The organism is Henriciella sp. AS95 (genome assembly GCF_038900055.1).
In the GTDB taxonomy this organism is placed as follows: domain Bacteria; phylum Pseudomonadota; class Alphaproteobacteria; order Caulobacterales; family Hyphomonadaceae; genus Henriciella.
This window is the reverse complement of record NZ_JBBMQM010000001.1, coordinates 1-19,861: the sequence shown is the minus strand read 5'-3', so window position 1 is coordinate 19,861 and position 19,861 is coordinate 1. Positions and strand designations below refer to the sequence as shown.

17 protein-coding genes are annotated in these 19,861 nt (G+C 55.3%); 9 read left to right on the top strand and 8 right to left on the bottom strand.

Annotated elements, in window-relative coordinates; all coding sequences use genetic code 11:
* Positions 1-206 precede the first annotated feature (206 nt).
* Together cysD and cysN are read left to right on the top strand one after the other, a co-directional pair.
* Positions 207-1,109: a sulfate adenylyltransferase subunit CysD gene (gene cysD, locus WNY37_RS00085; protein ID WP_342971417.1), complete on the top strand. Its 903-nt coding sequence runs from the start codon at positions 207-209 to the stop codon at positions 1,107-1,109.
* The gene (gene cysN / locus WNY37_RS00080; RefSeq protein WP_342971416.1) at positions 1,109-3,013 is read left to right on the top strand and encodes a sulfate adenylyltransferase subunit CysN; all 1,905 of its coding nucleotides are present in this window, start codon (positions 1,109-1,111) and stop codon (positions 3,011-3,013) included. The genes cysD and cysN overlap by 1 nt, the downstream gene beginning before the upstream one ends.
* Positions 3,014-3,098: 85 nt before the next feature.
* Here cysN and WNY37_RS00075 read toward each other — a convergent pair whose 3' ends face one another.
* Positions 3,099-4,160 (bottom strand): glycosyltransferase family 2 protein, encoded by a 1,062-nt coding sequence (locus tag WNY37_RS00075; protein WP_342971415.1) that lies wholly within the window; start codon positions 4,158-4,160, stop codon positions 3,099-3,101.
* 123 nt (positions 4,161-4,283) lie between these two features.
* On the opposite strand from WNY37_RS00075, the gene rfbC reads away from it, so the two are divergent.
* The 6 genes from rfbC to WNY37_RS00045 all read left to right on the top strand — a co-directional run bounded on the left by rfbC (position 4,284) and on the right by WNY37_RS00045 (position 9,392).
* A complete protein-coding gene (gene rfbC / locus WNY37_RS00070) occupies positions 4,284-4,838 on the top strand; it encodes a dTDP-4-dehydrorhamnose 3,5-epimerase (RefSeq protein ID WP_342971414.1) in 555 nt (184 codons plus the stop codon).
* A gap of 33 nt (positions 4,839-4,871) precedes the next feature.
* On the top strand, positions 4,872-5,927 hold the full coding sequence (rfbB, locus tag WNY37_RS00065) for a dTDP-glucose 4,6-dehydratase (protein ID WP_342971413.1): 1,056 nt from the start codon (positions 4,872-4,874) through the stop codon (positions 5,925-5,927).
* 14 nt (positions 5,928-5,941) lie between these two features.
* A complete protein-coding gene (rfbD, locus tag WNY37_RS00060) occupies positions 5,942-6,826 on the top strand; it encodes a dTDP-4-dehydrorhamnose reductase (protein WP_342971412.1) in 885 nt (294 codons plus the stop codon).
* Positions 6,823-7,686 carry a glucose-1-phosphate thymidylyltransferase RfbA gene (rfbA, locus tag WNY37_RS00055; protein ID WP_342971411.1) on the top strand — a complete coding sequence of 288 codons (864 nt, stop codon included), beginning with the start codon at positions 6,823-6,825 and terminating at the stop codon, positions 7,684-7,686. Before rfbD ends, rfbA begins: the two co-directional genes overlap by 4 nt.
* Positions 7,687-7,703: 17 nt before the next feature.
* On the top strand, positions 7,704-8,549 hold the full coding sequence (locus tag WNY37_RS00050) for a sulfotransferase (RefSeq protein WP_342971410.1): 846 nt from the start codon (positions 7,704-7,706) through the stop codon (positions 8,547-8,549).
* A gap of 90 nt (positions 8,550-8,639) precedes the next feature.
* On the top strand, positions 8,640-9,392 hold the full coding sequence (locus WNY37_RS00045) for a sulfotransferase (protein WP_342971409.1): 753 nt from the start codon (positions 8,640-8,642) through the stop codon (positions 9,390-9,392).
* On the opposite strand, the gene WNY37_RS00040 is transcribed toward WNY37_RS00045, so the two are convergent.
* Both WNY37_RS00040 and gmd read right to left on the bottom strand, forming a co-directional pair.
* Positions 9,389-10,279, bottom strand: a complete 891-nt coding sequence (locus tag WNY37_RS00040) for an NAD-dependent epimerase/dehydratase family protein (RefSeq protein ID WP_342971408.1) — start codon at positions 10,277-10,279, stop codon at positions 9,389-9,391. The two genes, WNY37_RS00045 and WNY37_RS00040, sit on opposite strands and share 4 nt — an antisense overlap.
* Positions 10,280-11,314, bottom strand: a complete 1,035-nt coding sequence (gene gmd / locus WNY37_RS00035; RefSeq protein ID WP_342971407.1) for a GDP-mannose 4,6-dehydratase — start codon at positions 11,312-11,314, stop codon at positions 10,280-10,282.
* A 252-nt stretch (positions 11,315-11,566) separates the two neighbouring features.
* Here gmd and WNY37_RS00030 point away from each other — a divergent pair, with 252 nt between their 5' ends.
* Positions 11,567-12,697: a hypothetical protein gene (locus tag WNY37_RS00030; protein ID WP_342971406.1), complete on the top strand. Its 1,131-nt coding sequence runs from the start codon at positions 11,567-11,569 to the stop codon at positions 12,695-12,697.
* A gap of 156 nt (positions 12,698-12,853) precedes the next feature.
* Here WNY37_RS00030 and WNY37_RS00025 read toward each other — a convergent pair whose 3' ends face one another.
* The 5 genes from WNY37_RS00025 to WNY37_RS00005 all read right to left on the bottom strand — a co-directional run bounded on the left by WNY37_RS00025 (position 12,854) and on the right by WNY37_RS00005 (position 19,691).
* Positions 12,854-13,462: a hypothetical protein gene (locus tag WNY37_RS00025; RefSeq protein ID WP_342971405.1), complete on the bottom strand. Its 609-nt coding sequence runs from the start codon at positions 13,460-13,462 to the stop codon at positions 12,854-12,856.
* Between the two features lie 14 nt (positions 13,463-13,476).
* Complete coding sequence (locus WNY37_RS00020) at positions 13,477-14,244, bottom strand: FkbM family methyltransferase (protein WP_342971404.1); 768 nt, start codon at positions 14,242-14,244, stop codon at positions 13,477-13,479.
* Between the two features lie 179 nt (positions 14,245-14,423).
* Positions 14,424-16,463: an acyltransferase family protein gene (locus WNY37_RS00015; protein ID WP_342971403.1), complete on the bottom strand. Its 2,040-nt coding sequence runs from the start codon at positions 16,461-16,463 to the stop codon at positions 14,424-14,426.
* Positions 16,464-16,602: 139 nt separating this feature from the next.
* Positions 16,603-17,922, bottom strand: coding sequence for an HlyD family type I secretion periplasmic adaptor subunit (locus WNY37_RS00010; RefSeq protein WP_342971402.1), 1,320 nt, complete (start codon positions 17,920-17,922; stop codon positions 16,603-16,605).
* Entirely contained in the window at positions 17,922-19,691 is a 1,770-nt protein-coding gene (locus WNY37_RS00005) for a type I secretion system permease/ATPase (RefSeq protein WP_342971401.1), read from the bottom strand. Before WNY37_RS00005 ends, WNY37_RS00010 begins: the two co-directional genes overlap by 1 nt.
* Between the last annotated feature and the right edge of the window lie 170 nt (positions 19,692-19,861).

Below are 19,861 nucleotides of genomic sequence, written 5' to 3'. Positions count from 1 at the left end.
CGGAGGGTTTGCGCGCGGCAGGCAAGGGTGTCAAGCGAATGGCAGGCGCGACAGCGGCAAACGATTTGCGGCCCCGAATGTCGGGAAATGAACATCCCTGAGTTGACGTTAGAAAAATGCCGCGTGTCGGTTGACCGCTACTACATTGTTCGTTCAAACGGCGCCTGTTAACTAGCCGCGTACGTCCCAAATTTTCTGGAAAGCTCATGACCAAACTGACACATCTCGACCGGCTTGAGGCCGAGAGTATCCACATTCTGCGCGAAGTCGCCGCGTCAGCGCAAAATCCAGTTATGATGTACTCCATCGGCAAGGACAGCTCTGTGATGCTGCACCTTGCGCGAAAGGCTTTCTATCCTGGACCGCTGCCATTCCCGCTGCTGCATGTTGATACGACCTGGAAGTTTCAGGAAATGATCGAATTCCGCGACAGGCTGAAGGATGACCCTGCCATCAATCTGCTTGTGCACGTTAATCAGGAAGGCGTCGATCAGGGGATTGGTCCGTTCACGCACGGCTCGGCCATGCATACCGACATCATGAAGACGCAGGCCCTGAAGCAGGCGCTCAACTTGCACAAGTTTGACGCGGCGATTGGCGGTGCACGCCGCGATGAAGAGAAATCCCGCGCAAAGGAGCGCATCTTCTCATTCCGATCCGCGCAGCATCGCTGGGATCCGAAAAACCAGCGTCCCGAACTCTGGTCGCTCTATAATACGCGCATCAAACCGGGCGAGAGTGTGCGCGTTTTCCCGCTGTCCAATTGGACCGAGCTCGATATCTGGCAGTACATATACCAGGAGAATATCGATATCGTGCCGCTATACTTTGCCGATGAGCGCCCAGTGGTTGAGCGCGACGGCATCATGGTGATGGTCGATGATGATCGCCTGCCGCTGGAAGAGGGTGAAAAGCCCGAGATGAAGCGCGTCCGTTTCCGCACGCTCGGCTGTTATCCGCTCACGGGTGCTGTGGAATCCAGCGCTTCCACCATTACGGAAATCATCGAAGAAATGCTTCGCACCACGACGTCTGAGCGGGAAGGCCGGGCCATCGACAAGGATGCGCCGGCGTCAATGGAAATGAAAAAGCAGGAGGGCTATTTCTAATGGCCGGTTACGCTGCACCCGAATTCACCGATATCGAAGCTTATCTCGATAGCCAGTTGAAGAAGTCGCTATTGCGCTTCATCACCTGTGGCTCCGTCGATGATGGCAAATCCACCATGATTGGCCGGCTTCTATACGAGTCGAAGATGATCTTCGATGACCAACTCGCTTCTCTAAAGAACGAGTCGAAGAAATTTGGCACCCAGGGCGAGGAGATCGACTTTGCGCTTCTCGTCGATGGCCTCGCTGCCGAGCGCGAGCAGGGCATCACGATCGACGTCGCCTATCGTTTCTTCTCCACAGATCAGCGTAAATTCATTGTCGCCGATACGCCTGGCCACGAACAGTACACGCGCAACATGGCAACAGGGGCGTCCACGGCTGATCTCGCCATTGTCATGATCGATGCTCGAAAGGGCGTCCTTACCCAGACCCGCCGTCATAGCTTCATCGTGTCGCTGGTGGGCATCAAGCATGTCGTGCTTTGCATCAACAAGATGGACCTCGTCGACTATAGTCAGGAGGTCTACGATAATATCCTGGCTGACTATCGTGAGTTCGCAAAGGATCTCGGTTTCGAGACGATCCAGGCGATCCCTGTTTCCGCGCTAAAGGGCGATAACGTCGTCGAGAATAGCGCCAACACACCGTGGTATGACGGCCCGCCGATCATGACCTATCTCGACACGATCGAAATACAGTCTGACGCGCAGGAAAAAGCGTTCCGGATGCCGGTGCAATGGGTCAACCGACCGAACCTCGATTTCCGCGGCTTTGCCGGTCAGATATTGTCAGGAACCATCAAGCCTGGTGATACGGTTCGAGCGCTGCCGTCAGGCAAGTCCAGCAAGATCGAGCGTGTCGTTGCGATGGGCGGAGATCTTGATGAGGCGGTTGAAGGCCACTCGATCACGCTCACACTGGAAGACGAGATCGACATCTCCCGCGGAGATGTTCTGTGTGCTGACAAAGAGCCGGCAGAAGTCTCGGACCAGTTCCAGGCCACGCTGCTTTGGATGTCGGATGGCGAGATGCTGCCCGGCCGCTCCTATGTCATGAAGGTTGGCGCTCGAGAGTGCCAGGTCCAGATCACGGAGCAGAAGTACAAAATTGACGTGAATACGCGGGCGCATGAAGCGTCCAAGACCCTGCACCTAAATGAAATCGGTATCTGCAACATCGCGCTGGACCGAGAAATCGCATTTGATGCGTACAATGACAATCGCCGGATGGGCGGTTTCATCATCATCGACCGGATGACGAATGAGACCGTTGGCATGGGCTTGATCAATTTTGCACTTCGCCGGGCGTCTAACATCCACAAACAGACGATGGACGTGTCGAAAGAAGTGCGTGCGTCAATGAAGGGTCAAAAGCCGGTCATTCTCTGGTTCACAGGGCTTTCGGGCGCCGGCAAATCGACCGTCGCCAACATTGTTGAAAAGCGCCTCGTTGGCATGAATAAACACACCTATTCGCTGGATGGGGACAATGTTCGCCACGGGCTCAACAACGATTTGGGCTTCACCGATGCCGACCGCGTTGAAAATATCCGCCGCGTTGGTGAGGTTTCGAAGCTAATGGTCGATGCTGGCCTGATTGTGCTGGTCTCTTTCATCTCACCATTCCGTGCCGAGCGCAGGATTGTGCGTCAGATGGTGCCAGATGGCGAATTCTGGGAAGTCTTCGTCGATGCGCCGCTGGAAGTTGCGGAGCAACGCGACGTGAAAGGGCTCTACAAGAAGGCTCGCGCTGGTGAGATCAAGAATTTCACCGGTATCGATAGCCCGTACGAGCCTCCGAGGGAGCCGGAAATTCATCTCGAAACCGACAAGCTCACGCCGGAAGCCGCTGCCGATATGGTCATCCAGCGTCTCGAAATGGCCGGGATTCTGGACCACTAGGCTCATCGTCTAGGCCGTTAGGCCCGAACGGTCTGCTGGTTCTTGGTATGACATCTGAAGGGCGGTGCCGACGAGGCAGCTCTTCTCATGGTCGTTCCGATTTTTCCAACGGATCAAGTGATCGCTTGCCGGATCGGGCGGCGTCTTCGGCGAAGGGTCTCACATCAGCAAGCCTGTTGTGAAGTGTGACCGGATTCCATGTCATGGCGCGCACGAGGTCCAGGCTGGATCGTGTGCGCGTACGCTGAGCTTTCCGCCGGTCCTTCAAAATGCCAGGCAGGCCCAACAGGCCTTCGGTGAAGCCTTGGCGCATGGCTTTTGCATGCGATTTCCCGATGGCGCGAATGTACAGGTACAGGCTTGCCAGAAGATGTCCCGGCAGCGTCAGGGCCAGCGCGAGCGGCGGCATGTTCGTCAGGTAGGTCTTCAGCCTGTTACGTGTGCCCAGGCGCACCGTGAAGTCACTGTAGCGACCGGAAATCGCACTGCCATGATGGCGCACCACCGCGTCAGGTACAAACACACATGTCTCGCCGCCAAGGCGCAGTCGAAATCCCAGATCAACGTCTTCGCAGTAGCAGAAAAACGACTCTGTGAAGCCTCCGGCCTCAAGGAAGGTGTCGCGCTTGAAGAGGGCACTGGCGCCGCAAGGGGAAAAGCACTCGCCTTCGCCAGGCAGTTCGCTCGCCGGACGGCCGAAGCCGCCGCGCCACGGTACACCGAGGACATGATAGGCATCGCCGGCGCCATCGAGGATTTGCGGATTGTCCGCATCAAGCTGGGCGCTCGCGAACATGTTGACGCCTGGGTGGCGGCCAGCCGCCTTCATGAGCTGCGATAGCCAGTCCGGTTCAGCCAATGCGTCGGGATTGAGCAGCGCAAGCCAGTCACCGCTGGCCTGTTCGGCAGCAATATTGTTCGCTCTTGCAAATCCGAGATTTTCGTCGAGCCGGATGAGTCTGGCATTGTCCAGACCGCCCAGTTCCAGATCGTCCACCGATCCGTCTGTCGATGCATTGTCGACAATGATAACTTCATGAGCCGGAAACTGTTGGTGCCGCAAGGTGTCAATCGAGCGATGGATATATTCGCCGCCATTATAATTCACGATAATAACAGTGATTTTGGCGGTGGGTGAGATGGTCAAACTGACATCCTTGGCGGGAGGACGTTCATGCTAGCGATAGCACTACAATTAGTCGACTGGTCCGGGTGGTAATTTCTGCATGGGACGTTAGAGAAGGGCCCTCTAGCAACGGAGCCTCACGCCTTGATTCAGTCCCTGGATATTCCTGAAGTCAAACTCATAACACCGAAGCGTTTTGGCGATGCGAGAGGTTACTTTTCGGAAACCTGGAACAAGCGAACCCTGTCAGAGGCGGGGCTTGATATCGACTTTGTGCAGGACAATCATTCCTACTCTGCCGCCCAGGGCGTTCTGCGCGGACTGCACTTTCAAAAGCCCCCGCATGCTCAGGTGAAACTGGTGCGCTGTACGCGCGGAAGCGTCTATGATGTCGCCGTCGATATCCGCGTCGGGTCCCCCACTTACGGACAGTATGTCGGCGCAGAGCTCAGCGCAGAAAACGGTGTTCAGATCCTCGTACCAGAAGGGTTTGCGCATGGTTTCGTCACGCTTGAGCCCGATAGCGAGCTCCAGTACAAGGTTACCGATTACTACGCGCCCGATTGCGATGCGAATATTCGGTGGGATGATCCGTCGCTTGGCATCGACTGGAAGGTTGACCCTGCCATCATTACGCTGTCTGACAAGGATCAGGTGGCACCCTTACTGTCTGAAGTTGACAGCGGGTTTGTTTACTAGCGCGTCATCGCGCGATCGCGGACGAGGTATCTCATGAAGGTTTTGGTGACAGGTGGAGCGGGCTTTATCGGCTCGGCAGTCTGCCGGTATCTCATCGAAGAAACCGAGCACAAGGTCGTCAATGTCGACAAGCTCACCTATGCGGCCAATCTGGAATCTGTCGCGCTGGTTGCCGATGATGATCGCTATGCGTTCGAAAAGGCCGATATTGCCGACCGCGAGGCCATGGATACCATCTTTGAGCGTCACCAACCTGATGCAGTGATGCACCTTGCCGCCGAAAGCCATGTCGACCGCTCAATCACCGGAGCCGGTGAGTTTATCCAGACCAATATCGTCGGCACATTTGTCATGCTGGAAGCTGCCCGCGCCTATTGGGAAGGCCTATCCGCAGACCGCAAAGATGCCTTTCGGTTCCTTCACGTGTCGACCGACGAAGTTTATGGCTCGCTTGGCGATGAAGGGCTTTTCACCGAAGAAACAGCCTATGATCCAAGTTCGCCATACTCAGCCTCCAAAGCCGCATCGGATCATCTGCTGACCGCCTGGCAGCGCACTTATGGCTTCCCGGGGCTCATTTCGAATTGCTCGAATAATTACGGACCGTACCATTTCCCGGAAAAGCTGATCCCGCTCGTCACGCTGAACGCGCTCGAGATGAAGACGCTGCCAGTTTATGGCGATGGCTCTAACGTCCGCGACTGGCTTTATGTCCGCGACCATGCCCGCGCGCTTCTGCTTATCCTGCAGAAGGGTAAGTTGGGTGAAAAGTACAATGTCGGCGGAAACAATGAGCGCACGAACCTGCAAGTCGTGCACGCAATCTGCGACACGCTGGATGACCTGAGGCCGGCCGACAAGCCGCGTCGCAACCTGATTGAATTCGTGACCGACCGCCCGGGACATGACGCCCGCTACGCGATCGACTCAACGCGCCTCCAGACGGAGCTTGGCTGGAAACCCGAAGAGAATTTTGAAAGTGGGCTCGAAAAGACGATCCGGTGGTATCTCGATAATGAGACCTGGTGGCGCCCGCTTCGCGAGAAGAATTATGCCGGCGAGCGTCTCGGCCTTCTGAAAACGGGCTGAGACGAGATTTCGGCATGACAATTCTCGTAATCGGCAACAAAGGTCAGGTCGCGCGCGCGCTTGTAGAGCGCGCCGGAGGCGATGTTGACGTTGTCGCCCTCGGCCGGCCCGCGCTTGATATCACCGATGAGACATCCATCCGGGCGGCCTTTGAGGCGCATGAACCAGACCTGGTCATTAACGCATCTGCATATACTGCTGTGGACAAGGCTGAATCTGATGAGGCAGCTGCATTCGCGGTGAATCGCGACGGGCCGGCCCATCTGGCCAATGTCTGTGCTGAGACCGGAACGCCCCTCATTCATTACTCGACCGATTATGTGTTCGATGGCAGCAAGCACGGCGCTTATGTTGCAACCGATCCAACGGCCCCACTCGGCGTGTATGGCCGTTCAAAGCTTGCCGGTGAGCAGGCGATCAGCGCCGCGATGAACAATTACGTCATCCTGCGCACAGCCTGGGTCTACAGCCCTTTCGGAGGCAACTTCGTCAAAACGATGCTACGGCTCGCCGCTGACCGGGACGAGCTGTCTGTTGTGGCAGACCAGTATGGCTGTCCGACAAGTGCGCTCGACATTGCGGACGCGACGTTCGTTGTCGCGCGCCAAATTCTGGATGGGCATGGCCGGTACGGAACTTATCACCTGTGCGGGTCTGGAGAGACGAATTGGCATGGCCTTGCTTCGGAGGTTTTTGCCGTGTCCGGAGACCTTGGAGGACCGAGCGCGACCGCCAAACCCATTCCTGCGGCCGATTACCCAACGCCGGCCGCGCGCCCGGCAAATTCGCGTCTCGACGGGGCAGGGCTCAAACAGGACTATGGAATTCAACTGCCAGACTGGCGCGAAAGCGTACGCGCCTGCGTGGCAAGACTGATCAGTGAAGGAACGACCCCATGAAGGGCATTATTCTGGCTGGCGGGGCTGGCACCCGTCTCAATCCGGTGACCAGTGTTGTCTCCAAGCAGCTGCTACCGGTCTATGACAAACCGATGATCCACTATCCCGTCAGCACGTTGATGCTGGCCGGGATCCGCGACATCCTGATTATCACCACGCCGGAGTCGGCTTCGCTGTTCCAGGGCCTGCTCGGAGATGGCAGCAAGCTCGGCATGAACCTTCAATATGCGACGCAGCCCAAGCCGGAGGGGCTGGCGCAGGCGTTTCTGATTGGCGAAGCGTTTATCGGTGGGAGCCCGTGTGCTCTCGCCCTGGGTGACAATATCTTCTACGGCGCCGGGCTCGGCGAGCAGCTGAAGACTGCCGGCGCGCTAACAGAAGGCGCGCGCGTGTTCGCCTATCGGGTCAGCGATCCTCACCGCTTTGGCATTGTCGAAATCGACGATGCCGGAAAGGCGCTTTCGATCGAGGAAAAGCCGAAGGAGCCGAAGAGCGACTGGGCTGTCACGGGGCTCTATTTCTACGACAGCCAGGTCGTCGATATTGCAAAGGACGTGAAGCCATCAAAGCGTGGCGAACTTGAAATCACCAGCGTGAACGATGCGTACTTGCAGCAAGGGTCGCTACAAGTCAGCCGCCTGCCGCGCGGAACGGCATGGCTCGACGCCGGCACGTTCGACAGCCTGCTGGAGGCCTCGCACTTTGTGCAGACGCTGGAAAAACGCCAGAAATTCAAGATCGCTTGCCTGGAAGAAGTGGCTTGGCGCCAGGGCTTCATCGATGACGCCGCGCTCGACAATCTGGCCGGAAAATATAACAATGATTACAAGACCTACTTGCGTGGTTTGCTGCGCAAATAGGTCGGGTTCAGTCGAGTATGATCGAAAAACTTTTCCTCAGCGTCGGCGCCATGAAAGCCGGTACCACCTGGCTGCATCATCAGTTGCAGGATCACCCGGAAATTGTCTTCACGCCTGAAAAAGAAATTCATTATTTCTGCGCGCCGGATGGGCAGTCCGCGCCTATGCGGCAGGTAGACCGGGTTGAACGGTTCAAGCGTGTCGTGTCGAACGTCAATTCGGAGAGATTCAATCGCCGCGTACGTTTCAATCTTTCCTGGTATACTCGGCGATACCTCCACCCCATGGACAATGATGCCTGGTACGAAAGTCTGTTCGCGCATGGACACGATGGTCAGTGGTGCGCAGACTTCTCGAACCTCTACTCTGTGATGGACTCCGGGCGTTGGGAAAAAGTCAGATCAGTCGCTGACAAATTGCGTGTGGTTTACACATTGCGGCACCCGCTGAAGCGTATGTGGTCTCAACTCGTCTTCTTCCACGAATACTCCGGGTCGGGTGTGGATGTGACAAACTGGTCCAAAGGGGATTTTGAACGTTTTTACAATATGGGACAGGAGGGCGACCATGTGGATTATGCTTCAAATGTCGCTCGCCTCAGAGCCTTGCTTTCCGAAGAAGAACTTGAAATTCTGTTCTTCGAAGATGATCGCGAGAAGACGCTGAACAGGATTGAGACGTTCCTGGATATAGAAGTGCGACGTTATTCAGAATCGCGTTTGCAACGTCGAGTTAATGCCTCAAAAAGTCCCCCGCCCACGGCTGACTTTGTTGATTTTGCAGCCCCCATTCATCACCAACAGGTCAAAGCTTTGACCGAGGCTGGATTGCAGTTGCCACAGTCTTGGAATGTCGCAGCTTGAGGCCGCTATGCGTTGGCATTCCCTAGCATGATGTCCTAGAACGTCGACCTGCTGCATCCGCCCCCGCCAATCTATTAGTTGGACACCACCATGTTGAAAGCCATTATCTGTGGAATGGAGCATTCGGGCACGACCTTGCTCAGCGATCTTCTGCGTCAGACCGGTAAATTGGAGTCAGGCTTCGAATGCGGCGTACTGATGGCGTCTTCGCCGCGCGAATTTCCGGATCTCGATCCCTTTTATGGCTTCATGGAAGATGGCTGGCAGATCTCGCCTGATGCGCTTCAAGCGTGCTGCGACACCGACAGCTTCGACGAGTTTTACTCACGGTTGGCGTCTTCGGCCGGCGTGGTCCCGGAAGGATTAGGAATTTTCGATAAAACACCGCGTTACATCGCTGAGCTTTCCGACGTGTTGGCCCGTTCCGAAGCACCCGTCATCATGATCCACAAAGACCCTCTCGCGTCCGTGTTCTCGGACTTCAAACGCGCCAACACGACAGATTTTGATCAATGGCTGGATAGCTATGCCAAACCGAAGAAACGGTACATGCGCCGGTGCTATGAGGGCTACAAGACCGGCCTTCAATATCTCGACAGGGTTTGCTCCGTGTCGTTGGAGGCCCTGTGTTTTTCAGCCCGTGACACGTGTGAGCGCATCTTCGCACAGGTCGGTGAGCCTTTTGATATCGATTACTTGTTGCTCAAGAACCTGCGCTACCGGAACACGAGAGCGAAGTTTGTCTCTGCGAATATCGTTCTTGAATACAAGGAAGCCCTTACGCGTGATCAGCAGACACGGATCGAGACCGAATTCGCCGAGTTTGAGGACTGGTTCTATTAGGTCCGCTGGCTCGATAACATCCAGTCCAGTGTTTCCCGAATTGGCCGGAATTCCAATGGCCCGGCCAACGCTTGAAGACGCGCATTTGACCCGCATAGTTTCTTGATCTCATTCTTGCGCACGAAATCTGGATTAACTGTCACATCAATTGTATGGCCTGCGAGATCACGGCAATGCTCAATGATGTCCTGCAGCGAGGTCAGCTGCCCGGAACAAATGTTCGCGACCGTGGAAGACGCGCCCGATTCCATAAGCCCGATGTAAGAAGCGCACACATCCCGCACGTCTGAAAAATCGCGGGATACGTCGATATTGCCTAATTCGATCGTGGGAGCACGACGAGCGAAATGGGCGACGATCTTTGGAATGAGAAAAGTCTCGGTTTGTCCGCGGCCAGTGTAGTTGAACGGCCTGGTCAGGATAATTGGCAGGCGCTCAAACCAGGTCGCGGCCATGTGCTCCATGGCTAGCTTGCTGCCAGCATAATGATTGACGGGTGCCGGGCACAAAGCTTCGTCCTGCACCTCAGTTTCCGTAACGCCATAAACATTGGCCGAACTGGCCAGCAGAATCTTGCGAACCCCCGGACTGGCATTTGCCGCAGCGTGAAGCAGATTTTCCGTGCCGAATAAATTGGCGTTGTAGATTTCCGCGGGATTGGGGTGAGCGGCGAAACTAATGCCAGCCAGATGAATGATGTAATCCGGCTGCACGTCGGCAACGACGCGCGTGATCTGTGAGCGATCAGTTATGTCGCAGTCGTACCATTCTGACCCGGTCGTCCCCGAATTTGTGGAGCAAAAGGTCTCGTATCCCTGCTGGTGCAGCGCACCCCTCAAATGGGTGCCGGTAAAACTATCGCCGCCCGTGATGAAGACCTTTGCCATCTAAGTTGAAACCTCGCTTGCGACGCGCTTGAGGTCGGCTTCGACCATCATGGCGCACAAGTCCTCAAGCGTGGTCGTTGCTTCCCAGCCGAGCTTTTCGCGTGCCAGTGTTGCGTCGCCGATCAGCAGATCGACTTCGGCCGGGCGATAGAATTTTGGGTTGATCTGAACCACCGTATTTCCGGTGCTGGTATCCACTCCTATTTCCTCTACACCTTGTCCGCGCCATTCAACATCGATACCGGCACCCTTGAAGGCCATGTGAGCGAATTCGCGGACAGTCTCAGTCCGGTTCGTTGCCAGGACATAGGTGTCTGGCTCGTCAACCTGCAGCATCCGCCACATGCCTTCGACGTATTCGTCAGCATAGCCCCAATCGCGCTTGGCATCGATGTTTCCAAGCTCCAGCACCTTCTGGCGCCCCAGTTTTATACGAGCGACGGCATCGGTGATTTTTCGCGTCACAAACTCGATGCCCCGCAAAGGCGATTCGTGATTGAAAAGTATGCCGCTACACCCGAACAGGTCATAGGACTCGCGATAGTTCACGACAGCCCAATGGGCGAAAAGTTTAGCGACGCCATAAGGGCTGCGCGGATGGAACGGCGTTTCTTCGTTTTGCGGAACTTCGCGAACCTTGCCGAACATCTCCGAGGTCGATGCCTGGTAAAACCGTATGGAATTGTTGCACAAGCGGATGGCTTCCAGCAGGTGCAAGGCGCCAAGCCCGGTGGCATGCGCCGTGGTCACCGGTTGAGTGAAAGAGACTCCCACAAAACTCTGGGCGGCCAGATTATAAATCTCATCGGGCTCGTGGTCATTGATGATGGCGATCGCGTTGCCGGGATCCGTCAGATCATATTCGACGAGTTCAAGACTCGGATGATCCAGGCAGCCGAGATAGGCAAGGCGCCAAAGATTGGTGGAGCTCGTTCGACGAAAGGTGCCGCACACCTTGTATCCTTTCGTCAGCAAATTTTTGGTCAGATAGGCGCCATCCTGTCCGGTAACGCCTGTGACGATAGCTTTTTTCATGAAATTGAACTCTTTGGTCAATGGAGAGGCGGCTGGCGAGAATCGTTCGCCCACCGTAAGGGTACGGATCGAGTTTTAGTGATCGATGGAATTGCAATTTCGCCTGTCAAAGTCAATTCACTCAAAGGCGTCGCGGCATGGTGAATGAGCGCTCCGGCGGGCCGGTACTTTTCCTGCTCCGAATGTCTTTCATTACGTTTTGACGGGGCTATGGTCGCGCGTTGAGACCGACCAAGTAAGTAGGAAATTTGTGTGACGACTGAATCGAAATTCGCCGCGAGCATGTCGCAGATAGTCTCCGATAATCCGACGGCAGACATCAGTTGTCTGCAAATGGAGGCCGTTCATGAACAGGTTGTTGCCGGCTTCTTTCGGTCCTTTGCGGAGCTCGGACTAACTTGTAACGCACATTTTAATCGACGAATTCTGAAACAGAATGGCGACTTGTTTCAGCTGCTCAGCTATCCCGGCGTTCACGTGGATTATCCTGTAATGGAAGGCGCTCACTGCTGGAAAGCAATTGCCTCAAGAGTCGTGGATGAAGATCCGAAGTTTATCTTCATGAACACCCTGCAGCGCGAGGGAATTGCAAAGTGGATTGAGCAATTCGATCGTGATGTGGTGGGGGTCATCCACAATCCCAAACTGTTCGCCGCATCAGAAGCCTGTATCCAACTGGCTGAATCGGGACGGCTGACGGCCTTTTGTCTTGCGCCTTATGTGGTCGATAAGCTGAAAGACGCCGTCCCAAGCCTTCGGGACCGGGCCCATGTTCACTATGCGTATGAAGTCCTGCCTCCGGGCGTCGATGAATATGAGTCCGATCCGGGCGTCTTGAATATTCTGATACCAGGAGCGGTTAACTACTCAAATCGTGGTTTTGAGGGATTGATCGACACTTTGCGTAAGACCCACAGCAATTTGCCAAGACCGGTCAAGTTCACGATCGCGGCAGGTGGGCCCGATCGTGCTCGTCTCGAACAGGACATCAAGGACCACGATCTCGACGCCTGTTTCGATCTGATGCCGCTCGACGCACGCAGCGGTCGCGTCCCATACAGACTATACGTCCAGTGTCTGAGCCGATGTCACGCCATCATGCCGCTGCTGCCTCAGGGACGGCAAGATTATCTGCACCAAAAAGTTACCTCCGGCGTATTGGCTGGCATAGGCGCCGCCAGACCGATGATCTGTCCTGAGAATGTCGGTGAGGCCTATGGCTTTGAACCGGTCCTGGTGCCTTCTGATCGACCATTCGATGTGTCAGAGGCAGATTTATCGTCGGAGACGCTGCAGGACCGGCGGCAAAAGTTACTGCGAATTCGCGAGCGCGGTCTTGAGCACAACACAAACACACTTCGAGAAACCCTTTCGCGGCGCTAGAACAGACCGCTCGCTTATCAAACCTGGCTACGCCGGTAAGCATGAAACCGACGTATCTGACGTCCATCAACCGACAGGCCGAACGTCGGCCAACGGCACCGTCTGCTCTCGCGTCGAGCCCGCTAAATCTGAATAGAGTTCTGGTGCAGCGAGCGGCTACTTATACGTGCCTGGTGTGGCAAATGCCGTGATGTCATCATGGTCCAATTCGTCCGTCACGCCAGTGAAGGCCTGAACGTCTTCAGCCAACTTCACTGGATGCCGGACCGCCTTCTCGTAGGACACATGCAGGATTGGCGCGCTAGTCTGACTAACGAATTTGAGATTCTGCGTCTGAATGGAGTGAGCGACCGAGAGGGATTTGTTGAGGTCCCCGGTGTTCTTCGCGCCTCGGGTGGCAACCGATAGCGCGTCGCGCCATACCAGAATGAACATTGGATTTCGCAGCGCGTTCTGCAGATCCGACAAGTAAGCCGCAGCCCGAGGGAACTTCCATCCCCACACGTTGAATTGCTGATCTCTTTGCTTGATGGCGTTGATCATATGATCATGCGATTTGCCGACGAAGTCCTGATCTTCCAGATTTCGTGGCAAGTCAGACCCCATGTGAATCCCGCACCGCTGACAAATACCGGCAACCATGGTGGTGCCGCCGCGAGGCATGCCGAAAACGACCACAGTCCGAGGGGCAGAGATGGCTGCAGCGTGCTTTTCCGGGTCTGTGAATGTCGATGGGATGGTCGGCCGATCAATTTCGATTTGCATCAAATATTCCGATTTCAGCTTGCGAAGACGTGGGTGCCCGCGAGATATCTCGACACAAGTCTGACATATGGTTTCAAGTCAACCAATCGAGGATTGGCATAGATGAAGTTAAATTGGTGTACGCGCTGTGTGTCTCGCGCGAGCGCGACGAAACCGCAAGAACGCAGGAACGCATCAACATCGGCTGCCAGCCACTGACCTTCCCAGATCGGACGGGATTCAACTTCGACAAGCAATGCGGCGGTTCTTTCCAGCGTTTTTTTTGCGGCGCCAAACACTTGAGACGTCGCGCCTTCCACATCCACCCAGAGGGCAATCACGTCTTCTGGTGACGGCAGAACATCATCGTCCAGCCTGACGCAGTCGACCTGAACCTTGTCGACATCGTCAGCGTGCAGGTTCGACATCAAGCTCGCCATCTGGTTGTTGGCCGGACGTCGGATGCCTCGAAAGTCGCGCGGTATCGCTATCTCGATCTGGGAATTTTCCGGGCCGACGCAGCGGTGTCGATAGTCGACGCCTGTGCGCGTTACTTCCTTTTTGAAATGTTCGAACACGTTCGGATTTGCTTCGTAAGCAATCACATTGGAATCTGGATGGCGGCGTTTGAACCGTTTGGCGAAGCTCGCTTCATAAGCGCCCACTTCAACAGCTCTCGTGGCCCCTGAACTCTCGATCAGCTTGTCGAAAATGAAGCGAAGTTGTTCGCCGATTTTTCCTTTGTTTCGCGGTGAGGCGTTCAAAAGCTCCGCTTGCACGCCGCTAAAAAAATCAAATTCCATAGTTACGTTCCGTAATGTGTCCCACACAGAATCTGTATCGGTCTATCTGCTCTGGAGTAAACTGTTCTGAGGCAATTATATGCCGATATGCGATGGTTCTCGTTGGTAGCTGTCTGATGGCCTCATCGTTGACCGAAACCGGGCACGGCACGCGAACGTATGGCAAGCCGCAAACATTGTCATGGGAAGCGGCCTTTCACGGTTCGGTCGATCTCATCCATAATGAGTTCAGCACCAAATACTGAGACGTGGCTTTCATCGAAATAGAGCAGTTTATCGTCCTGCGTAACCGAGCATCTGTCAGTCTCTTGGTCGCAAAAGAGGCGATTTGGAAACACGCGCATGATGCGAGCCGAGTTGGGCACTTTGTCCAGCGCAGCTTTCGCGTCGCGTCTGTACATCCTGTATGTCGAGTAGCTGGTGTCCAGTTTCATCTGTTGGAATGTTTTTAGACGTTGGTCCATCGGGACTTTGGCAAGGGCGCTCAATACCTCGGCCGGCACATCGTATCCCGCTTCAGGAATTGGATACACGACGGCCACGCTGTGTCCCATATTGAGCATATCCTTGATTGTGTTCGGAATTAGATCTGCGACCGTAAGACCTCTGCGCTCAAATCGGGGTTCTACTGAAAGCGTCACCATGTTTTCCCTAATCTTCGGCTCTCGCTCGCCATTGTCGTAGAATTCACGGTTGAGATAGAATGGCAGGTTGGCAGAGTAGATGATGAGCGAGGGCGAGGCCTGCTTCAGATAAGCCTGAATCTTCTTCCAGCGTTCTGGCCCGCAGGTCGGCTTGATGACATCATCGTTGAATTTCGAATAGACGCCGATGATGTAGGGACAACCCGCTGTCGATATCCGGATCAGCTGGCGGTTATTTCGATGAGCATAGTCAATGGCCGCTTGTGTGAGCGCCATCGCGTGGCTGTCACCGATCAGAATAATGTCACCTTGAGACGGTCCGTCGTTCGGAACGGGAGCTTCGCACACGCGAATTGGGTTACGTGGATCGCACGTGGCGCCGAGCTGACGAATGGGCGGCGACCGCAGGTCGGTGAACAGGTTCGCAGCGGCACCAAGCCGGCTGGGCAGCCCGTTGGTGAAATAGATTGCTGCGAATATGGAGACCAGAACAGCAAAACAGACGGTGATCAGCGGGTAGAAAACCTTGTCCGGCGTCACGCGTTGCTTGCGAAGCGGTTGTTCAACAAAGTAATAGGCGCAGAAGGATAGCGCTCCTGAAACGCCAATCGCCGCCAGCATCATCCACTGCGTATATGCAGGTTCATAAATGTGAAGAAACGCGATGGCCGGAAAGTGCCAGAGGTAGAATGAATAGGACGTCAGGCCGAAAAACCGCATCGGCGGTGTGCTGAGCGCGTCGGTTATCAACTCCCCCTGTTTGCAAAACCAGATCAGGAGCGCCGTACCTGCCACGGGTATGGCCGTGAAGTATGAGGGGTGTCGCATGTCATCGGAGAATGTGAGCATCGGGACGACAATCATCGCCAGGGCGATCGGCGGTACCGCCGCAGAAAACGGCCCCTGCGCGCGTTGCACGCCAGATGTTTGCCAACTCGCCAACATGGCACCTGCCAGGAGCTCCCATCCCCTGAAGATGAGGAGGTAAAAATTGGCGTCTGGTGCCGACCGGCTGGCATAATCCGCAGCGACTAGCGATACGATCAATCCGCAGGCAATGACGCCGTCAATATAATGTTTCGCGAACCGCCAGACACCCAGCAGCACGACCGGGAAGACGAGGTAAAACTGTTCCTCAACCGACAATGTCCAGGTGTGCAGAAGGGGTTTAAGAGCGCTGGCTTCGGCAGTGTAGCTATCTTCTTTCCAGAACCAGAAATTTGATCCGAAGAACAGAGACGATAGCGCCGAACCTGCATACTGTTTTGCGGCCTCTGGCAGCATGTACATCCAGGAAAGAGGCAGGGTCGCGAAGAGGACCAGAAACAGGGCAGGCAGGATGCGACGCGCTCGCCGTTTGTAGAATCGCAAAAAACTAAAACCGGTGGACTGCGCTTCTTTCAGGATGATTGTGCTGATCAGATATCCGGAAATGACGAAGAAGATGTCCACGCCCAGAAAGCCGCCCGGCAAAATGTCGAGGCCGTGAAAAACAAACTCGCCGTGGTAAAAGACAACACCAAGAACCGCGATGGCCCGCAATCCATCAATTTCGGGCCGATAGTTCAGTACCATAAATTTGCCTCAGGCCTGTTCGGAACAGGCACGCTCAAGCGGCTTCCAACGCAGCGAACCTGTCGGACTTTCCTGCGAAATACAATCCCCAACGACAAGCATTATGAAGCGGTATCACCCGCTTGAAGCATCGGTTGAATCATTCTCGGAATGTGCGGGAAAACGAATCTGTCAGTGGTTTGAGCAGGTAGGAGATCACGTTGCGTTTTTCTGTTCTCAGCATCGCTTCGACCGGCATTCCAGGGATGAGCGATGAAGGCATATTTTCGATCTCCGACATCGGGATTTCGACCACGACCTCGTAGTATGTTTGCCCGGTTTCCGTGACACTGAAGACATCGGCAGAGATATCCTGCACGGTCGACGATATCTGCGGGGTTTCATTCTGGTTGAAGGAGTTGAAACGCAATACTGCTTTCTGCCCGATCGATATCTTGTCGATGTCTGTCGGCGCGATTTGAACTCTTGCGACGAGATTGTCGTGCTCAGGAACAATGAACATGACGGCTTGTGACGGCGTGATCACGCCTCTCACGGTTTGAGCTTGCACACCGATAACCCGCCCAGTGCTCGGCGCTCTAATGATCGTCCGCTGCTTTTTATCCAGCAGAAATGCGCGCTCCTCTTCTAACTGCTCGATCTGGGTTTTGGCTTCCCGGCTGCGGGTCTGCACCTCTTCTCGAAAGTTCTGCTGGAGCTGCTGCATCTCGATCTCGGCTTCGCCGATGCGGACTTTGGTTGCGGCGATTTCAGCTGAAAGTGCTTCCTTTTCGCCTTCCACTCTCGCCTTTTCTCGTTTGAGCCCCAGAATGCGGGTCAGACTGGCATGACCGTTCTCATAGAGTTTTTCAAGGCGAGAGATTTCGTCTTGTGCCAAGGCGAGCTGAGTGTCCTTCGTATCGATTTCCCGATGCATCCCGGCGATACGAACCTGATATTGGGTCACTCGTTGCTGAAGAATCTCGATCTGTCGCTCAATGCCTTGTCGGCGTGTCTGCATCAGGTCAGTCTGTTCATCCAGGATACCCTGGATCTTTGAGCGATCATCATATTCGGCCATCTCTCTTTGAATTTCTAAGTCATCTTGATCGTAAAACTCCGCGTCCAGACGGGCTTCTTCGCCGAGCAATTCGAACAGCCGCGCTTCGGTCGAAAGAAGCTGTGAGTCGATCTGCGTTGTGTCGAGTTTGATCAGAGGGTCTCCCTGTTCAACACGATCAAATTCTCGCACGAAGATTTCGTCGACAATGCCGCCTTCGAGATGCTGTACGGCCTGCCGGCTCGTTGCAACACCGACCTGGCCTTGCGCGATCACCGCCCCTTCGAATGGGGCAAAGATCGACCAGGCCGTCAGGCCGCCGAAGAGAATAATAATCAGACCCCACCCCATCATCACCAGTTGTCTGGCAGACAATGTCCGAAACTGTGTGCGGACCTGAGCATGTTGGGATATCGCCATCAGTTCGACGTTTCCGCGGGTCTGATCGCTCTGAGCTTTCCGCCTCGTGCTTGGCCTGCCAGGCTCGAGAGAATTTCGTCCCGCGGACCGAACGCTTTCAATTCGCCCTGATCGAGAACGAGAAGCTTGTTGCATGCCATGATCGATTGGGGGCGATGAGCGACGATCATGACGGTCGTCTCATTCTCGCGCATTGCGACGATCGCGTTCTGCAGGGCCTTTTCTCCATCAAGGTCCAGGTTTGAATTCGGCTCATCAAGGAGCACCAGTTTCGGATCTCCGAAGAGGGCGCGCGCCAATCCTATCCTCTGCCGTTGACCGGCCGACAAGTAGGATCCGCTGGGGCCGATCTCGGTGTCATAACCTGCCGACAGTCTCAGGATCAGGTCATGACAGCCTGCTGACTTGGCCGCTTTGATGACGTCTTCCGGCATCGCATCCTCATCGAACCTTGCAATATTCTGGCGAACGGTGCCGCTGAGCAGTTCAATTTGCTGGGGGAGGTAACCCATTTGCTTGCCCAGGACTGAAGGGTCGAACTCTCGTAGCTCCGCTCCATCAATACGGATCGAACCCGTCGTGGGAGGGAGAATGCCGGCAAGCGCCTTTATGAGCGTGGTTTTTCCGGCAGCGCTTGGCCCGAGGATTCCGACAGCGTCTCCTGCATCAATCTTGAAATTGAGAGCCTTCAGAATGGGCGTGCGTGATCCTGCCGCGACAATGTAAATGCCTTCAGCGCTGACGCGCCCTGTGATCGGCGGTAATGCCATCGGCGTACGAGTGTGTTCTCCAGCGGCCGAAATCGTCCGCTCAAGCCGGTTCCAGGAGGAGTAGGCCGAGGCGACGGATTTCCAGGATGCAACCAGTTGCTCGATCGGAGCGATGGCGCGGCCAAGCAGAATAGAGGCGGCGATCATGGCACCGAAGCTTACGCTTCCCTGAATTGCCAGATAGGCGCCGAGACCCAGAATGGCCGATTGCAGGAAAAGTCGAAAGGCGCGCGTGACGGAATCAAACCCAGACAACATGCTGGCGGCGTGCCGACTGGCTTGATCAGATATCGCGCCCGAAGCAGCCCATTGCCCGCGTAATCTTGTCCGCATTCCCAGCGCCTCAGCGGCTTCAGCATTCCGAAACAGCTCACGCGCGCGCGACTGTGCTTCATCCTCTTTTTCCTGAGTAGACCGTAACGAAGCGGCCGTGACGCGTTGATTGAGAATACTGAGCGCAATCAGAATCGCTGCCCCGATCAAACCCCAATACCCGAATGCCGGGTGAAGCATGAAGAGGATGACGAAAAAAATCGGCGTAAACGGGGCGTCCAGTATCGAGGCGACAACAGGGCCTGCCAGAAAATTACGCAGTTTGCGAAGATGCGAGACCGTGCTTTCGTCGAAGTTTTCAGGATCACGAAGACGAAGCGCTATGCTGGCGTCTACGGTCGCCGCATCAAGGTCGCGCTCAAAACTCGAAGCCGCTTCGTTGAGAAGTCCGCTACGAACCCAGAGCAGCACGCCAAGAGAGGCGTACAGGAATAGAATGAGCACCGTCAGAGCGATCAGTGTGGGCACCGATTGAGACGTCACCACGCGATCGTAGACCTGAAGCATGTAGAGAGGCCCGGTCAGCATCAGGATGTTTATGAAAAGGCTGAATAGCCCAGGCTGGAGCAATCGGCGCTTGAACGCCTGCAACGCATCCGTCAGCTCGGGTCGTTTTACAGGCAGCGACATATAAGGTGTGGCTCCATTGGCATCGCGATTGCTCACGAAACCGATATCAGAAATGAGCAGATCGCACGATCAGGCCTACTAAGCGCGCCCTGACCAGATGCCATTCAATCTCGCCGCTGGTTTTTTCGCAACCCCGACTATTTTCTCAGCTTGCCCAGTCTGTATTGTTTGAGAGGGTGTCGTGGTGCGGGGTTAGGGGGTGGTCG